The sequence below is a fragment of the Leptospira licerasiae serovar Varillal str. VAR 010 genome (assembly GCF_000244755.1).
In the GTDB taxonomy this organism is placed as follows: Bacteria; Spirochaetota; Leptospiria; order Leptospirales; family Leptospiraceae; genus Leptospira_B; species Leptospira_B licerasiae.
Map to the genome: position 1 here is coordinate 129,718 of NZ_AHOO02000014.1, position 16,949 is coordinate 146,666.

The window sequence follows — 16,949 nt, forward strand, 5'->3', positions numbered from 1 at the left end:
ACTACCCTGAAGTGATTTTGAACATGAACAGATTGATTAAAAATTATAAAGCCTATATTCTAAAACTAGTTGCTTCATTGCTTGTAGCTACGGCTACCAGCTGCTTTTTGAGCGACTGTAAAAGTTCTTCGGTCTCGGAAGACCAAACAATCGCTATCATTAACGCAAACATCTTCGATGGAGAAGAGTTGATCAAAGATCGCACACTGATCATCAGAGGGAATCATATCCAAACAATTGGTGGAGATATTCCGGAAGGTGCTACTGTCGTAGATGCAAAGGGCGGGATGTTGATGCCCGGGCTGATAGACTCTCATGTTCATACGGATATAGATGGTTTACATGATGCTCTTCTTTTCGGAGTCACTACTGAACTGGAGATGACCGGGCAATGGATGTTTTGGGAACGTTGGCAAATTGCAAATCGGAATGATCTTGCAGATATACGTTCTGCGGGCATGGGGATCACTCCGCCCGGCGGACATCCTACACAATATATGAAGTTGAGCAGTAATTGGTTCCTAAAAACATTTTATCGTTATCCTTTCGTTTCCTCTCCGGAAGAAGCGGTTCAATTCGTGGACAAACAAGTAAAAGAAGGTTCCGACTTTATTAAGATCATTATAGAAGATGGTGAAACAGTGGGCACTCCTGGACTTCCGGTGATTGACGATACGACTCTAATCGCTGCAGTAAATGAATCACATCGCCATGGAAAAATGGCGATCGCTCATGTTACATCCGTTGTAGGAGGCCGCAGAGCAATCTCTGCAGGAGTGGACGGATTGGCGCATTTATTCTTTGACGAGAAACCTGATAAGGAATTGGTCTCTGCAATTAAATCTTCCGGAGCATTCGTCGTTCCGACATTGACCACTCATTCCACTGCTTTCGGAAATAGCCCTCGCACGTTAGTCGCAGACGAACGTGTCAGTTCTAAACTAAGTAAAGAGTGGTTAGAAGCTCTATCCAAAAACATGAACGTTTACTCTAAAGGAAAATTGAAAGACTCCTTTGAAAGTGTAATGGCTCTTCACAAAGAGGGAGTGGATATATTAGCAGGAAGTGATGTTTCCGAACCGATCGCAGATCTTGGAGGTCTTGCTCATGGAGCTAGTCTTCACCATGAATTGCAACTTTTGGTTTCTGCAGGATTTAAACCGATCGAAGCATTGCGTGCCGCCACTTCCGTTCCAGCCCGCAGATTTAGTTTAAATGATCGTGGTAAAATTTTCCCTGGAGCAAGAGCCGATCTTCTGTTGGTGGATGGAAATCCTCTTCAGAATATTTCAGATACTTTATCTATTCGTACAGTTTGGCGTGCAGGTCTGCAGCAGTAAATAGAGTAAAATTTCTTAATTTTTATTCCAGATCACGTAAGAAGGTTTTACGGAAACCACAAAGTATCTGTCCTTCATGCGGATCTCAACATAAGCACGATTTAGAACTTTACGATATACTATATATTCCAGATTCCAAGGACCCGGTTCGGAAGAAGGACCTAAAACTTTCTGTAGAGAAGGTTCGCCATTTGATTCCGGTTCGGTAGTACTTTTCCAGATCCATTTTATGGAAAGAGGAAGATAAGCTGGATCTGCAAACGCAAAGCTCGCTTCTTCCTCTTCTTCCGCCACGATAGAAAGTAAGGTCTCTAAACTTCCCGGCGAAACTTCTTTGCAGAACTGAGGCTGGATGGATGGAGTTCCAAAGAACGGTCTACGTATTACCTTACATAAATATTTCGCTCTGTCCGGAACGACTAGATCCGCTTCTTTATCTCGTGCATCCCAGAAAGGGAACTTATTTCTACTTTCCGGAGGGATTAGTTTATTTAGAATATCCGCCGATTCAGAATCTTCTTCGGAGTCGTCATCTTTGTCCGTGGTCTTGGAGCCGACTTGTTTTAAAAATAAGTCGATCGATTCTCTTCCGCCGCCTTCAAGCGCATAAGCAAATACAGGATCAGGATTTTCTCTCATTAGAATTTTTAGGGCGGGAAGATATGTTTGTATCCAATCCGAATTGTTCGACTGGCAGATCTTCTTCATTAATATCTCGGATTCGTCGCCTGCGTTGAAAGAATCTCCGATCATTGTGCAGGCTTCTTTCTTTCTATCCATGATCAGCAGATTTTTTGCAGTCTCCCATTTTGCTCTTTTGGAAGAAGCATAGGTTCCGCTTGTTAGAAAGTATCTGGTGCTGGATTCGAATTTTCCGTTATGTCTTAAGAACTTAGCGTACAAAAACAAAAGGTCCGATTTGGATTCGTTACTTAACTCTTTGAATCTTCCGGATAAAAATACTCTCTTATATGGCGTACCTTTTCCGGATTGTATCGAAGATCCTACCCAAAGCGGAAGCGCTTCGTCTTTTGTCAGAATGTCTTTGGAGAATAAATAGAAGAACACATTATCCCATCCTTCGAAATCTCTTTGTTTCATTTTTAGAGAGTAACAAAGACGGATCAGTGAATGATTTTCTTTTCTGGATAATACTCTGTATGGATCGGGAGGTGTCGGCTGTATCAGTTCTCCCGTTTCCGGATGCACGGTAGGCTCAGGAGGTTCCCAAACCGGAGTTTCCTTGGAGCAAGAATTTATGACCGCCAGCAAGGAAAACGGTGTGACTCCTAATCCGTCCGATAACGTTTTTACGAGAGAAGACCATTCTCCCTTTTTGTTTTTTAAACTTCCTGCCCTTGTTTGGTATTGGATAGCCGGAATGTATTTATTAAACTTTTCATATAGAAAGTAGAGCCTAGAAGATGCAGTTTTCTTAAAGTCGCCAGTGCCGGAAGATCGAACTACTTCTTCATATAAAGGAATTGCAAAAATGGGAGAAAGTTTTTCGAGTTCGTAAGCTTCTTCGTAGGAAACCGCGAAGCTTAAACTCGGAAAAAGGAAAAATGTCAGAAAGAAAAGAGCGGCGTTCTTTCTTTTAGAAAACATTCTTCAAAAGCTCCTGCTTTGCATCGGACTTATGTGTCAGAGGACATGTCTCCGTAGGAAGATGAGATGGATGAAATAGTTCGCTGGTCTTTTTAGGACAATCGGGTCCGGGTAGTTTTCCGGATTCGGGACAGATTTCCATACTCACAGCTCTCTGAGAGTATTGGTATTTTTTTCTTTCTTCCTTATCGCCTGATTCCGCGGTATCGAATAATTTAGCGATCGTTCCCCATAAAGGAGCTGCAATTGTTCCGCCTAACGCAGAAGTTCCCATTCCAAAACCGGGAGAATCGTAGCCCAACCAAACTGCCATGGAGATCCCGGGTCTTACACCTACGAACCAAGCGTCTCTGTGCTCGTTCGTAGTTCCTGTTTTCCCGGCGACCTCTCCCCTATAGCCTGTGTTCCGTACGCCTGCGTGATTTGCACTTCCGTGTAGTAGATCCACCATAATCTCTGCAGTAGGGGGAGTGATCGCTTTTCTGGTTTGAGGCCATTTCAGATTGAATTCGTCCTGATCCTTTCTCTGGTAGACCACGTTACCCGCTCTATCTACCACTTTTTCGATCAAATGCGGTCTGACTATATTTCCGTCATTTGCAAATGCGGAATATGCGGAAGCCATCTCTAAAGGAGAAAGTTCCAAGGACCCTAATGCCAAAGAAAGATCTCGCCTAAATCTGTTTTTTAATATTTTCTCATCCGGAAAGAAAAATCTTTCGAAGGCAGCGGAGATCTCGCCTAATCCTAATTTTTCAGCAATTTGGACAGCAGCAGTGTTTTTAGATTTTGCAAGAGCAATTCTAAGGGAGATATCTCCGTCGTATTGGTTTCCAATATTCTCAGGCATCCAATTCGAGACCGAATTTTTATAGATCAAAGGAGCATCTAATATATGTGTCGCCGGATTTGCGATCCCAGAATCGATCGCTTCCGAATACAGGATCGGTTTGATCGTAGATCCTGTCTGTCTGTACATTCCAGTAGCTCTCGGAAATTGGTTATCCGATTTGAATTCAGTTCCTCCGTGTAAAAGAAGAACATCCCCCGTCTGAGGATCCACAGCCACGACCGCCGCCTGCAGTCCGCTATCTCCTCCGGTCACAAATCGATCTGTATCTATGAATAATTCCAATGCGGGAGAAAGTTCCGCGACTAAATTTCGGAAAGGAGCTGCATCCGCATTTTTACCGTTCTCCGTGAGTCGGTTTCGTCTAACCTGTCCACTTTTTAAAAGATTTTCCACATGTGTTTTGACAACTTTTTGCAATTCGGCCTGAACAGGTTGAGAAATCGTGGTATAAACCGAAAATCCTCCGCTTTCGTATATATTCGTATCTGGATACATCGTTTGGAGGAATTTTCTGACATGCTCTGTTACGTATGGAGAATCATCCTTACGATTTCCATATACAGTTTCTCCCGGAGAACGAGTATTAAACGCTTGGTAAATATCTTGGATCGCAGGTCTCAGATCCTCTTTTAATGCGCCATCGTTCTCCAGAGATCGGAGAATCGCTTCTACTCTTCCGGAAGATAGATCGGGATTTTTTAATGGAGAAAAACGATTTGGAGCGGATGCTAAGGAAGCCAGAACGATCATCTCCGCCACGTTCAGATCTTTCGGTTTTTTTCCAAAATAGAACTCGGAAGCGCTTGCAAATCCGAAGGCTCCATGACCCAAATACACGTTATTCATATAATGTAATAGGATCTTTTCTTTGTCTAAAGAAGATTCTAAAGCGTAAGCAAGTTGCGCTTCTTTCAACTTTCTTCCCAAACTTTTTTCGCGATCGTTCAAAAGTATACGAGCTAACTGTTGAGTGATCGTAGAAGCGCCCTGTTTAAATCGAAGACTAATAACGTTTACGAAAAAAGCACGAAGCACTGAAGAATAATGGATCCCTCCGTGAGAGAAAAAGCTTCGGTCTTCCACAAGAAGGACCATTCTTTTCAGGTCGTAATAACTTCGTATAGCATACATTATACGAAGTTATACGATTTCTTCCCAAACTTTTTTCGCGATCGTTCAAAAGTATACGAGCTAACTGTTGAGTGATCGTAGAAGCGCCCTGTTTAAATCGAAGACTAATAACGTTTACGAAAAAAGCACGAAGCACTGAAGAATAATGGATCCCTCCGTGAGAGAAAAAGCTTCGGTCTTCCACAAGAAGGACCATTCTTTTCAGGTTTTCAGGATAAGCTTCCCATTCTAAATTGCTTGTCTTTTTGCCGAAAATTTCGGATACTTTTCTGCCGTCTCTATCGTAAATGACGGTAGGTTGATGAATATAAAAAATACTTAATAGACCTGGGACTTCGGCTTCTCTTTGAATGACCCCCATCCAGAAAAAGATCAGGAACACCAATGCTAAAGGTAGAGGAATAAGGATAAGCCAGATATTAGGACGAAATTTAGGAAATTGGAACCTTCTACTTTTTTCTAATAATCTTTCAGATAAAGTTTTGATCGGGCGATGGAATGCGCTATGGTATTCCGTTTCGGTCCTGACCTTCTGGAACCAAGGACGATCTTCTGAAGGATTTTTAGACCAAGACTCTTTCCAGTTTTCCCATTTGGATTGTAAATCTTCTATAATACCTGTTAGTGGGGATTCTTTAGGAGTCTCTTTTTGTATAGGACGAACGACAGTTCGTTCTCTTTCCTGAAATGTTGGAGTTCCAACAGGTGGCACCGGTATCTCCTCTTTGGGAGACGGTTTCTCTTCGATCAGCTCAAGTGGAGAAGATACGTATTTGACTAATGCCTTCTGCCCGCAGCGATAACAAGTGAGTTTGAAAACAGTTCCTGTAGGAACTCCCTCCGGCAGCCTGGAAACAGTTCCGCAAGAAAGGCATTCAAACTTAGTTTCTGTAAGAGTGCGGACCTTGGTTTCCAACATCTCTATTAATGTCGGAGAGATCCGCCTACCCTACAAGCAAGAAAGTGTTATGGTACCGGTTTTCTTTCGGTGATGACCAGGAAATCCGCCAATTTCCAATCTTCTTCCTGAAAATTTTTGCCTTCTTCAGAGGGAAAAATGCTGACTGTTAAAACGTTTAGGCCCATCTGTTTCAGCCTATATGTCAGCCCTAAACCTCGATCGGAATGAAACCTTCCGTTCACATGTACGACTTTTCTTTTTAATAAAAAATATGCTTCTGCGATGGAGTCGGCCATAGAAGTATCCCAAACATATTGAGCATCTATAAACTTTTGTTTATCTGGAGAAAATCCCGTAGGAGAATGTTCTGCGATCATCGCGGATAAAAGTTCTTCGTATTCTTTCTGTCTGAATAAATTATAAGTATATCTTGGCGGAAGAAAAGGAGACCTGATCTTATACAGAGAATCCAGACCCTGGTGAGACACTAGGTTCACATATTTTCTGGGAGCGTTAGCCGCAAGCACAGGTAGATTTTTTTCTTTCGCAAAAGATACCAATGGATGATAATCCGTCTGGTAATTCGGCCAAAATTTTCCCGAATTCAGAAAACCTCTTTCGGTAATCTCTCCCTTGCAGTATTCATCCACGGATCTTTGCTGATCCTTCTCCAACATTTCCAAGGAAAGAAGCGCAGAATATACGGAAGCCAACTTCTTGAAAGCATCCAATTTCCAAGCGTGGCCTACCTTATCGTTATGTTCCTCTCCAAAAATAATGACATCGGCATCTTTCGCCTTTTCGACGATAGACGAAAGCTCCACCTTGGATCTACTTTTTGAATCGTAAATTTCAGGATTAAAAGTTTGGGAAAATAGGAAAGAAGGGAAAAGAAGAAGGAACCAGAAAATACGGACCGCCATGGAGCTCAGTGTGAAAATTGAAAGAAAAAAAGAAAGAACTTAATAGATATTAGAAGGTTGTAAATCGATCGACAAAGAAGCAAACGATCGGATCATTCTACCTGCTTTTATCGAGGTGATAATGAATACGGAAACCGTTACTATCAAAACCGCTCATGGAAAAATGCAAACATTCGTAGCCTATCCGGATTCTTCTCCTTCTCCTTGCATCTTAGTATTACAAGAGGCGTTCGGAGTAAACGATCATATTAAAGATGTAGCGGTCCGATTTTCTAAGCAAGGTTATCTCGCGGTCGCTCCGGAACTTTATTATAGGACCGCTCCTCCCGGATTTGCAGGAAGTTACGAAGACTTCATGGCATTAAAGCCTCATTTCAGCCAACTAACTCCTGAAAATTTGCATTCGGATCTGAATGCGGTTTTGGACTGGATCAAAACAAATCCTAAAAGTATACCGGATCGGATTGCAAGTATCGGTTATTGTTTAGGAGGATGGGTTTCCTTTTTAGCAAATTCAATTTTCACTTTCAAAGCAGCAGTTTCGTATTACGGATCTAGGATTGTCCAAACCTCGGAAGAATATTCTCCAAAACAAAACGCGCCCTTACTTTTGGTTTGGGCAGGCAAGGACAGAAGCGTAAAACAAACGCATATAGCCGCAATCTCCGGATTGCTAAAAAGTTCGGGAAAAGATTTCGTGGAATTATTTTTTTCAGAAGCCGAACATGGATTCTTCTGCGATGCAAGAGCGGCGTATCATAAAACTTCCGCTGCTCAAGCTTGGGCAATCACATTAGCTTTTTTGAAAGAACATGTGTAGAATGCAATTTGTAGGAGCTCCTACAGTGCGACTCTATTTAAGATTTTTTTCAATTTCATCCGTGACTTCTTTACTGTCCGGTTCTGTTCCGGAGCGAAATCTTGCCACGATCTTACCTGAAGGAGAGATCAGGAACTTCTCAAAATTCCATTTAACGTCGCCCGGATCCGGAGCACTAGAAGTAAGATAGGTATACAAAGGATGTTGGTCTTCTCCCTTCACGGAAATTTTGGACATCATATCGAAGGTGGCGCCTTTTTTCACTCTACAGAATTGTTCTATCTCCGCATCACTACCAGGTTCTTGGGAGAGAAAATTATTAGCAGGAAAGCCGACTATCTCAAAACCCTTCTCCTTATATTTGCGATATACTTTTTCCAAGTTCTCATATTGGTAGGTATACCCACATTTAGAAGCTACGTTTACGATAAGTAAGGTCTTACCTTTGTATTTGGAAAGATTCACATCCTTTCCTTTAATGTCCTTCACAGTAAAATCATACACAGCCTTAGGAGCCGCAAATAAAGATGAGGAAACAATCAATAAGGAAAGAAAGATCAAAACGGATTTGAAAGTCATAATGAGATCATATCCGAATCCCGGAAACAGGTCTATCCGTTTCCGGGATATTTTTTAGGTCTGAGACCGGTTTTTTAAGAGAGGATCGTTTTATTGCAAAACGAACTCCCTGGAAGTTCCGGTAAATTTTTTGTAAGTCCAAAAAATTCCCCAAAACTGTTTGGCCAAACCGTTATAAACAACTCTGTATGTGCCTGCCTGTTGATTTCGGATCAACCAAGTGATAGTTACTTCCGATGTAGCGGAAAGATCTCCACCAGTCCTTGCCCAATCATAAGCCGTGTACGGATTATTATCGTTTGCAAGAGTCGTCCAAGAATTTCCGTTCTTCTTCTGGATTTCCAAATATGTATAAGTATTCGGATCGTAGAAAGAAGAAAGAGATCCGTCCAATTTTTTGTCCTGAACCACTCTTGGATGTGAACCCTGGAATTTTACTGTCACAGTATCTTTAGTCCTGTTATAGGAAGAATTTGCATCGGTTAGAACTTTTCCGAAATCTCCCCCGTCATTCACTATACCGTTTTGAGATAACCAAGTTTGTATAAACTGTTGGTTAGAGAGATCTGGAGGATTCGGTCCTGCGATCGTAGAACGATTCGCTACTATATCTTTAGCGATCCGATCGAATTCCTGGATCAATGCTGCATTTGCCCAAGGCCCGTAAGCGGTAAACCCACCTTCGAAGTTCTGTGCGGAATATTCTTCTCGAGTAGTTAAATACTGAGCGTAAGCGTTCGCCATAGCCCCTACCACTACATTGGAGATACCCGCCGCAGCAAGAGTAGTAGTCAACTTTGCTTTCAATCTTCTTCCCGCGTTAGTCGTTACCTCAAAAGGAGAAGCTACAATCGCAGTATTGCCTATCGTGATCAATTGTAATGGAAGAACTACCGGAACAAAAGGCACCTGAGGATTCGGAAACCAGAAAGTATCCACTTCTCCAACCGGAAGAAGAGTGAATTTTTCTTTATCACAAGCTTCATACTTCGTTGAACCCAATGCCAATTGAGCAAGAGGCCAAAGATATCCCAGGATCTGAGCGGCTCCGCTTAAGTTGGTTAAAGAATAATTTTTTTTAACCCAGGCGCCATTCTCGAATACGAAGTCGTTACGAATTTCGCCTTCTTTTGCAAAATCAACCGGAGCGCCTTCTTCATCTCCAGCCAAAAATCCGCCGCCAATCGTTGCGACACAGGTAGTATTCCCGGAATTCGTATCCCAAGGCATAGAGAAGGTCCCGATATAGGAAGGATCTACAGCAACTTTATTATTCCAAACTACGTGAGAATGTCTGTAACCGATATTTCCGGTAAGCGTTATCGAAGCCGCATTATACAATTCTAATGCTTTACTTCCTTGTTTGGTCCCGTGAACGATAGGGTTTTCCAGCGCGTCTAGGCTTGGATCTATATCGTTCGGTCTTAGGAACGGTTTCGTAATATCGCTCGGATCGGGAGTATTCGGACTTACATCTCCCATAGGTCCCTGAGGAAATGCGGCCACAAAGTTACCGCCAATTGCGTTTTCCACCAGGTAAGAAGCGTATCCTTTATTATCTCCGTGCGCCCTACGATTCGTAATTCCGAGAGAAGTTCCGTGAACTGCAAACCAGTTCAGTAATCCGATCGGAGAACCGTCCGTACCTTCGAAACGAAGTAGGCTCATAGTCTCGTTTATATTTGAAGAATAGTTTGCCTTATCTAAGTTCCAAGCATAAGCGGCGGAAGATCTGTTATTTGCAAAATTAGAAAGGTTTCCTGCTATAAATTTGATCCTTGCTTCTCTTCTGTTATTATAAGCTGCCTTTATAGAATCCGCGATACCATTCACTACTATATTATAATGGACCTTATCAAAACCGACCACTCCGTTGAATAGATTGAATAATGTGTACCAAGAAATATTAGAAGGAGCGGAATGTGTATGGGTAGCGAATAAAAGAATATTGTCGTTATTAAATGCAGATCCATAACCGTCTGACTGTAATTTTTTAACGACACCCATCTTTACGCTCTGGTACATATGGATCATGTCGTTGGTAACAATCGCCACTCGCCCACCGCCAGGACGTTCGACCACGAATGCCCTTGCATAAAGCCTCATAGCCAGACCGGACATCTCGTCACCTGGACTATTATATCCTGTGCTTGATTGCACAAAAGGCCCCGTAATGTCAGCCTTTGCAGCGCCTACTAAAAACACATCCGCCGGTGTAGATGTAGGTAAAGCAAGACTGTTAAGAATTGTATTAGAGCTGGATGCCTTTACTCCATTAGAAGAAACGGCCAGTTCCAATAATTTATCGTCGTCTGATTTCTGATCACAACCAGTTAGAGTGAGGATCAGAGCCAATGCCAAGGTAAAAAATTTCGAATGTATGTTTTTCATTTCCCTTGCCTCCACAGTTCAACGAAGTGGCGTAACCGAAATTTAAAGAAGGTCAAACGATTTTTAAAAAAGATATAAGTAAGCGCGTGCGTTCGAAATAAATATTATAAGTTTTGAATTTATTTCGAACGAAAATAGGGCACTAGTCCGGTAATTTTATAATTAAAATATAAGTGATCGGTACATCGATGTAAGTGGGACCAAGAGCGGACAATCTGCAATAAAGATCGACCCAAGGAAGAATACAAGCGCGCATTCCTGACTTGGGCCGATTTTCGTATTCGCTCAGAAAGAATCTTATTTCTTAGCGATAAACCAATCGAAACTAAAACTTGCTACATTCGATTGAGTCTCGTCAAACAGTTCCACTCCTACTGTGAGTCCCGCTCTTCCTTTTCTTTCGAGTTGAGCCATAAACGCAGACCATTCTTCTTCGTCGATCACTCCCTTGGAAACTACTCTACCTTGCGCAGGCTTTTTGTATTTCACTTCTGCCTTGCGAACCACTGGGATAATCTCGAAAGGGAGGGAGGCTACTCGCGAAAGTAAATATTCACCTCCACTTCCTTCTGCGAGAGCGAATAACGCAGCTGCATGCCCCGAGCCGACATGATTTTTATAGATAGGTTTATCTTCCATGACTAAGAGAGCATCCTCTCCCTGTTTAGGTCTGGAAAGCTGGATATGTACATTGAATGGTATGGACAAAACGTCAAATTTCTCTGTCATATGCCTAGTTAGAAATTTAGTTCGTTTTACATCAAACCGAAAAGAAATCGAATGATCGATTTATTCTTAGATTCGTTTGTAAAACGAACTTTTGGAGTTTCCTAATTTCATATCGTACGATTAATCTTTATATCTTTCTATCAGCATCGACCCAGCAATTCCCCCATGAGCACATGCGGTGAGTAATACACGATTTGCATTCGGATCTTCCTGCAGATCCATGATCGCATTATTCACTAAACGAACTCCTGTGGCTCCGAATGGATGACCGATCGCAATTGATCCCCCGTTAGGATTGATCTTTTTCTCATCAAAGCTTTTCTCCCAATCCCAACCGGTATCCGTTTTCAACTGTTCCATAGCTGCAACTGCGGTGGCTGCATAAGCTTCATGGATCTCTATATAGTCCATATCCTCTAATTTGAGTTGTAGGTCTTCCAACAATCCTTCTGTGGCAACTGCTTGTCCGAGTCCCATCAGATTCGGATGTACACCTTTCATTCTCCATCCGGAAAGTAGTCCTTCTATCTTTAATCCAAGAGATTTTGCTTTTTCCACAGTGGTAATGATCACTCCGGCCGCACCGTCGGAACGAGGACTCGCGTTAAAAATAGATACGGTAGGCTCATGGGTCCTCTTCAGATCCTTTCCGTACTTTTTCTTAAAGTCTTCGAACTTACTTTGCGGATTGTCGAATAGAAGCATTGCTCTTCCCATACGACTTGGATTTTCTACGAGACCTTTTCTAAGTTCTATAGCCTCGTCTATTTTTAACATGTTTCCTTCTTGGTCTCTTATCGGAATGATAAAAGGCTCATATTTTCCTTCCGTAGAAGCGTCGTAAGTACGTTTAAATGATTCGAATGCAACTTTGTCCGTAACCTCACGAGATAATTCGTAGTTCTGTGCGAGAATTTCCGCAGTCACCTGCATTCCGTAAGAATTTTCGCCGTCACCCAAACCGTCTTCTAAAGTGTCTCTGAGTTCCACTCCTTCCGGAAGATTGTCTGGCAGAAGTTTATTTAGTTTTTCTAATGATCCTGTTTTCTTGTTTAAGCGGGCATTTTTTACGACAAAAGGCATGTCGGTTTGGGATTCTTCGCCGATCACTAAAAATACTTCTCCTTCTCCCAAAACAATCCGTCTTGCTGCTTCCGAAACCGCTTCCAATCCGGAGACACAATTATTGGAAAGAGTGATAGAAGGAATTTCATCCCTTAGCCCGATCAGATTCGCGATCACTCTAGCCGGATTCGGAGAACTTGGAAAACCTTCCCCTACTATGACACCGTCTATATCTTCCTTTTTGATCCCACTTTTTTGGATAATGCTCTCCGCTACGATCTTTCCCAAATGATGGGCGGGATAAGCTCCTAGTCCCTTTGCGATCTGTGCAAACGGAGTCCTTAGAGGTGTACAAATTGCGAGTTTCTTTTCGAGTTTCATCGTTTTTCTCCCGGTATGTCCCAAAAATTCTAAATTGGTGTATATGCACTATTTAGACCATAAAGACCGAAAGATTGAAAGCAAAATATCCGGAAAGCACGCATGTAAATAGAAGAAAGAAAAGAAAGGTATAAAATGAGAATGCGGAGACGAAAAAATAAGAAACCCCGAAGAAGTTTCCTTCTCCAGGGTTTTACTTCGATTCAAAAATTAGGGATTAACCTTCGAATCTTTCGATGAGCATTGCTCCTGCAATCCCACCGTGAGCACAAGCAGTGATAACTACTTTTTTAGCTTTAGCATCTTCTTGAAGGTCCATGATCGCGTTATTCACCAAACGAATGCCGGTTGCTCCGAATGGGTGACCGATCGCAATAGATCCACCGTTCGGGTTGATCTTCTTCTCGTCGAATTTTTGCTCCCATTTCCAACCAGTATCTTTTTCGATCTGAACAAGAGCCGCAACTGCAGTAGCCGCGAATGCTTCGTGGATCTCAACATAGTCTATGTCTTCGATCTTAACTCCGGTGTCGGAAAGAAGCGCTTCGGTAGCATATGCTTGTCCGATTCCCATCAAGTTAGGATCTACACCTTTCATTTTCCATCCGGAAAGAACTGCTTCGATCTTTAATCCAAGAGCTTTTGCTTTTTCAACAGTAGTTAAGATAACGCCAGCTGCACCATCGGAACGAGGGCTCGCGTTAAAGATTGAAACGGTTGGTCCGTGAGTTTTTTCAAGATACTTGGAGTATTTAGTTTTGAACTCGTCGAATTTCATTTGAGGGTTATCGAAAAGAAGCATTGCTCTTCCCATACGGCTTGGATTTTCAACAAGTCCTTCGCGAAGTCCGACTGCCTCATCGATAGTAAGTTCGGTTCCATCTTCGTCTTTCATTGGGATAATGAATGGAGCGTATTTTCCCGCTTTAGAAGATTCTAATGCTCTTTTGAAAGATTCGAAAGCTAGTTTATCAGTAATCTCGCGAGAAAGTTCGTAGTTCTGAGCAAGGATCTCAGCAGTTACTTGCATTCCGAAAGAAGTTTCTCCGTCGCCTAGTCCGTCTTCAAGAGTGTCTCTAAGTTCAACTCCCTCGGGAAGATTGTCAGGAAGCAGTTTTTTCAGTTTATCCAAAGATCCTGCTTTTTTGTTCAATCTTGCGTTTTTCACAACGAAAGGCATAGAAGTTTGGGACTCTTCTCCGATTACTAGGAAAAGTTCACCCTCTCCAAGAACAATACGGCGAGCCGCTTCGGAAAGAGCTTCGATCCCGGATACACAGTTGTTGGAAACTGTAATCGAAGGAACTTCGTCTCTAAGTCCGATCAGGTTAGCGATCACTCTGGCGGAATTCGGAGCGTTAGAAAAACCTTCTCCAACTACGATCCCGTCGATTTGATCTTTTTTAACTCCGCTCTTTGCAATAATATCTTCAGCCACTATACGACCTAAGTGATGGCCAGGATAGGGTCCTAAAGCTTTCGCAATTTGAGCGAAGGGAGTTCTTCTTGGCGTACAGATCGCCAATTTTTTATCGAGTTTCATTGTCTTTCTCCAGACCTTTTATTTGGTACGTTCATTAAAATAAGATAATATTTCATTTGGAAACTCCTTCGGGGAATTCGGTGACCCTTGCGAATACTTTCAGCAAATCCTCTCCGGGTTTTTTAGGCCTAGACTTACTTACGGATACCACGAGCAGATCATCCATGGATTCCGCCAGGATCTCTCCGGTTTCGGAGTCGCTGACCTCTTGTCTCATGCGGCTCCAAATTTTATCAAAACTATGAATCCAGGTTTGTATTTTAGCTCTTCTGCCTGCTGCGAGAGGTTTACGATAACGTATCTTTCCTCCCATATAGAAAAGCGTAGTGTCCATTGCGACCAGATCTTCTAGGCTTAGTCCGCATTCTGCGGTAAAATTCCAGCGACCTTCTTCCAGTAGTCTCCAGTAATGAGAAGGATTATAGTCACCGAACGGATTTCGTTCGCAGTAAAAGAGATCTCTTTCTGCTAGCGTACGTTCGCAAGATCCGGAAAAAGACGGTACGGATTCGAATGAAGTGATTAATTCTTCTGAAGAATCTTGGGCTGCGATGAGTTGGAAAGGTTTTCCTTCCTTCTCCGTTCTTGCTAACGTTTTGATCTCTGCTGCCACTTTTCCGTTTGGATCCACAACTTCTTGGGAGAAGGTTAACAGGCCGTCCCCACCGGAGCGATAACTAGTGCGTATGGATAACCCGATGTTTTCCATTTGTTGGGCAAGGAAACGAATATCTGCCCCGACGGTTTGTAATCGAACTGATTCTTCGATCATTCTTTTCCAAGGATAACCGGCTTCTTCTAAGATCCGATATCTATCCCCTAGACAAGAGTCTTCATAAGTCCTGCTAGTAGCATGCCTTTGAGTATCTAGATCCGAAAATCTGGTTCTGACTTGTTCTTTTTCCGTAACAGACATTTTGAACCGTCCTGACACTAGCTTAGACCCCTGGGAAATCGGGGCAATAAAAAAATACAGAACGTTCGTTCTGGTTTTTTATACGCTAAACCCAAATTCTATTGACGAAACGAGGTTTTTAAGGCAATACTGAAAAAATAACGTATTTAAGCACATGACCGCTCAGAGAAAAAAAAGAGATTCCGGGGCCAGTGTCCGAGAAAGAATTCTGGATACTGCGACTGATCTTTTCTATAAACAAGGATTTTCCAACACCGGGATGAGACAGATTATCCAAGAATCCGGTTCGGTTGCTGCGAGTCTTTACGATCATTTTCCTTCTAAAAAAGAACTCGGGATTGCTTATCTTGCTCGTCAGGAAGAAAAGACTCTTTCCGATCTCGCTTCCCTCATGGAAAGATATCCGGAAGTCCAAGAATTTTTAAGAGCTTGGGTGATCTTGAAGGAAAGACAGATCCGTCATCATGAATTTTTCGGAGATCCGTTTGCAGGTTTTGCAAATCAAGTCATGGATGCTGATCCGGAATACACTGAATTCCTAAAAGGTATCGCAGAGAAATGGACTAAGATGATCCGAGATTATCTAAGTCGCGCAGTTGCTTCCGGACAATTTTCCAGAACAATGGACATTCAATATGTTTCCAGAAGAGTATTGATGGCGTATCACGGTTCTATTACTCTTTGGAGAATGACCAAAGATCTGCGTTATATTCGAGAAATGGAAGATAGTCTTAGAGAGATCTTTGAAGAATATACCGCTAAATAAAGTCTAACTCATCGTCTGGTCTTGGACCCGAATTTGATTTTAGAAGCAGATTTATTTTTTTGAGGCTCCTCTATTACATCTCTTAATTCCGTTTTTTCTACATGCAAAAGTTTTAAAGGACTTTCCGCACTTACCTTACATTCCTGAGCATGAGTTGCTGAAAAATTCGTGACGGCCAGCATCATCTGAGTCCAGGCAGTCATTGTTTCCGGATTCCTTTTTGCACTTTGTAACCCGTAAATGATCGGATCCTTCATCCTATCCATCAAATTGCAGGAGGGAAAATAAATCCCGCCCTCTTTCTTTAAGAATCTAGAAACTGGAATGAAAAGAAAATTTCTAATATGGCTCGGCTTCCCCTTAGAAGCTTCCGCGAATTTCAAATATAGGATCAAATTTTTTTCGGCAAGCGTCTCCGCCTCTTTTATTGAAGCTGGATTCTTTTTCAGAATGGAAGAAGATCTCGCAAATCCTCTTTCTATTTCGTAGCGAATATGACGTGCACATAAATGCTGGATCATCTCCCATCCCCCAAGTACGACAGCTTGAGGCCGATAATATGCGATAGAACCGTCACTTTCTAGATAAAAATGTCTTCCTTCTTTCTGGTTCAAATCATAATACAGATCCCCAATAATCACACTATTTGAACTGTGTTCTTCGGCGGAATGTCGTAATTCCTCAAGCGCGACTGCGTCAGTCAGAGGAACGAAAGAATCACTCCCGGCTAAAAAATCCAAACAACTTCCGATAAACTCATGGTGTTCGCTATGTTCCTGATAAGCGGTTACTTGGGGAGAATTACACGAGAATAGGAATAATATACTGCTAAGAAAAAAGAACGAGATACGAGCCATAATCTAATCGAGCGAGTGTTTCATACTCCTTGAATTCTGTCGGTCAAAATCCATTCCTTTTAAAAATAAATTTCCAGTCTTAGGATTTTAGATTTGAAATAGAGGATTCTATGACTAATCTTCAGCCTTCATGAAAGAGAAAATCA

Annotated in this window: 12 protein-coding genes and 2 pseudogenes; 3 read left to right on the top strand and 11 right to left on the bottom strand. The window is 42.2% G+C overall.

Translation table 11 applies throughout. The annotated features are described in order from the left end of the window. The first annotated feature begins 23 nt into the window (after positions 1–23). Positions 24–1,340: an amidohydrolase family protein gene (locus LEP1GSC185_RS19150; protein WP_008593136.1), complete on the top strand. Its 1,317-nt coding sequence runs from the start codon at positions 24–26 to the stop codon at positions 1,338–1,340. Between the two features lie 15 nt (positions 1,341–1,355). On the opposite strand, the gene LEP1GSC185_RS19155 is transcribed toward LEP1GSC185_RS19150, so the two are convergent. The 4 genes and pseudogenes from LEP1GSC185_RS19155 to LEP1GSC185_RS19170 form a co-directional block, all read right to left on the bottom strand. Further along, positions 1,356–2,948, bottom strand: a complete 1,593-nt coding sequence (locus LEP1GSC185_RS19155) for a hypothetical protein (RefSeq protein ID WP_008593075.1) — start codon at positions 2,946–2,948, stop codon at positions 1,356–1,358. Then, a pseudogene (locus tag LEP1GSC185_RS19160) lies at positions 2,938–4,908 on the bottom strand (transglycosylase domain-containing protein); the annotation flags it as partial. The gene LEP1GSC185_RS19155 and the pseudogene LEP1GSC185_RS19160, both read right to left, overlap by 11 nt. 55 nt (positions 4,909–4,963) lie before the next feature. Beyond that, positions 4,964–5,308 (bottom strand): annotated as a pseudogene (locus tag LEP1GSC185_RS20375) (transglycosylase domain-containing protein); the annotation flags it as partial. Positions 5,309–5,898: 590 nt separating this feature from the next. Continuing rightward, on the bottom strand, positions 5,899–6,756 hold the full coding sequence (locus LEP1GSC185_RS19170; RefSeq protein ID WP_008593085.1) for a ChaN family lipoprotein: 858 nt from the start codon (positions 6,754–6,756) through the stop codon (positions 5,899–5,901). A gap of 121 nt (positions 6,757–6,877) precedes the next feature. On the opposite strand from LEP1GSC185_RS19170, the gene LEP1GSC185_RS19175 reads away from it, so the two are divergent. Further along, positions 6,878–7,576: a dienelactone hydrolase family protein gene (locus LEP1GSC185_RS19175; RefSeq protein ID WP_008593438.1), complete on the top strand. Its 699-nt coding sequence runs from the start codon at positions 6,878–6,880 to the stop codon at positions 7,574–7,576. A gap of 33 nt (positions 7,577–7,609) precedes the next feature. Here LEP1GSC185_RS19175 and LEP1GSC185_RS19180 read toward each other — a convergent pair whose 3' ends face one another. From LEP1GSC185_RS19180 to LEP1GSC185_RS19205, 6 genes are all read right to left on the bottom strand, one after another. After that, positions 7,610–8,155, bottom strand: coding sequence for a glutathione peroxidase (locus LEP1GSC185_RS19180; protein ID WP_008593248.1), 546 nt, complete (start codon positions 8,153–8,155; stop codon positions 7,610–7,612). A 90-nt stretch (positions 8,156–8,245) separates the two neighbouring features. Beyond that, entirely contained in the window at positions 8,246–10,546 is a 2,301-nt protein-coding gene (locus tag LEP1GSC185_RS19185) for a neutral/alkaline non-lysosomal ceramidase N-terminal domain-containing protein (protein WP_008593419.1), read from the bottom strand. Positions 10,547–10,843: 297 nt separating this feature from the next. Continuing rightward, a complete protein-coding gene (locus LEP1GSC185_RS19190) occupies positions 10,844–11,275 on the bottom strand; it encodes a YiiD C-terminal domain-containing protein (protein ID WP_010515980.1) in 432 nt (143 codons plus the stop codon). Positions 11,276–11,395: 120 nt separating this feature from the next. Continuing rightward, a complete protein-coding gene (locus tag LEP1GSC185_RS19195; protein WP_008593252.1) occupies positions 11,396–12,721 on the bottom strand; it encodes a thiolase family protein in 1,326 nt (441 codons plus the stop codon). Between the two features lie 217 nt (positions 12,722–12,938). Further along, entirely contained in the window at positions 12,939–14,264 is a 1,326-nt protein-coding gene (locus LEP1GSC185_RS19200; protein ID WP_008593117.1) for a thiolase family protein, read from the bottom strand. 52 nt (positions 14,265–14,316) lie between these two features. Beyond that, positions 14,317–15,180 carry a thioesterase family protein gene (locus tag LEP1GSC185_RS19205; RefSeq protein ID WP_008593298.1) on the bottom strand — a complete coding sequence of 288 codons (864 nt, stop codon included), beginning with the start codon at positions 15,178–15,180 and terminating at the stop codon, positions 14,317–14,319. Positions 15,181–15,334: 154 nt separating this feature from the next. On the opposite strand from LEP1GSC185_RS19205, the gene LEP1GSC185_RS19210 reads away from it, so the two are divergent. Continuing rightward, positions 15,335–15,946 carry a TetR/AcrR family transcriptional regulator gene (locus LEP1GSC185_RS19210; RefSeq protein ID WP_008593442.1) on the top strand — a complete coding sequence of 204 codons (612 nt, stop codon included), beginning with the start codon at positions 15,335–15,337 and terminating at the stop codon, positions 15,944–15,946. 8 nt (positions 15,947–15,954) lie between these two features. Here the strand turns inward: LEP1GSC185_RS19210 and LEP1GSC185_RS19215 are convergent, their stop codons facing one another. Beyond that, complete coding sequence (locus tag LEP1GSC185_RS19215) at positions 15,955–16,803, bottom strand: hypothetical protein (protein WP_008593375.1); 849 nt, start codon at positions 16,801–16,803, stop codon at positions 15,955–15,957. Between the last annotated feature and the right edge of the window lie 146 nt (positions 16,804–16,949).

What these genes read in the sequence shown, in the direction of transcription:
- LEP1GSC185_RS19150 (WP_008593136.1), top strand. Translation starts at nt 24, where the DNA reads ATGAACAGATTGATTAAAAATTATAAAGCCTATATTCTAAAACTAGTT.
- LEP1GSC185_RS19155 (WP_008593075.1), bottom strand. Translation starts at nt 2,948, where the DNA reads ATGTTTTCTAAAAGAAAGAACGCCGCTCTTTTCTTTCTGACATTTTTC.
- LEP1GSC185_RS19170 (WP_008593085.1), bottom strand. Translation starts at nt 6,756, where the DNA reads ATGGCGGTCCGTATTTTCTGGTTCCTTCTTCTTTTCCCTTCTTTCCTA.
- LEP1GSC185_RS19175 (WP_008593438.1), top strand. Translation starts at nt 6,878, where the DNA reads ATGAATACGGAAACCGTTACTATCAAAACCGCTCATGGAAAAATGCAA.
- LEP1GSC185_RS19180 (WP_008593248.1), bottom strand. Translation starts at nt 8,155, where the DNA reads ATGACTTTCAAATCCGTTTTGATCTTTCTTTCCTTATTGATTGTTTCC.
- LEP1GSC185_RS19185 (WP_008593419.1), bottom strand. Translation starts at nt 10,546, where the DNA reads ATGAAAAACATACATTCGAAATTTTTTACCTTGGCATTGGCTCTGATC.
- LEP1GSC185_RS19190 (WP_010515980.1), bottom strand. Translation starts at nt 11,275, where the DNA reads ATGACAGAGAAATTTGACGTTTTGTCCATACCATTCAATGTACATATC.
- LEP1GSC185_RS19195 (WP_008593252.1), bottom strand. Translation starts at nt 12,721, where the DNA reads ATGAAACTCGAAAAGAAACTCGCAATTTGTACACCTCTAAGGACTCCG.
- LEP1GSC185_RS19200 (WP_008593117.1), bottom strand. Translation starts at nt 14,264, where the DNA reads ATGAAACTCGATAAAAAATTGGCGATCTGTACGCCAAGAAGAACTCCC.
- LEP1GSC185_RS19205 (WP_008593298.1), bottom strand. Translation starts at nt 15,180, where the DNA reads ATGTCTGTTACGGAAAAAGAACAAGTCAGAACCAGATTTTCGGATCTA.
- LEP1GSC185_RS19210 (WP_008593442.1), top strand. Translation starts at nt 15,335, where the DNA reads ATGACCGCTCAGAGAAAAAAAAGAGATTCCGGGGCCAGTGTCCGAGAA.
- LEP1GSC185_RS19215 (WP_008593375.1), bottom strand. Translation starts at nt 16,803, where the DNA reads ATGGCTCGTATCTCGTTCTTTTTTCTTAGCAGTATATTATTCCTATTC.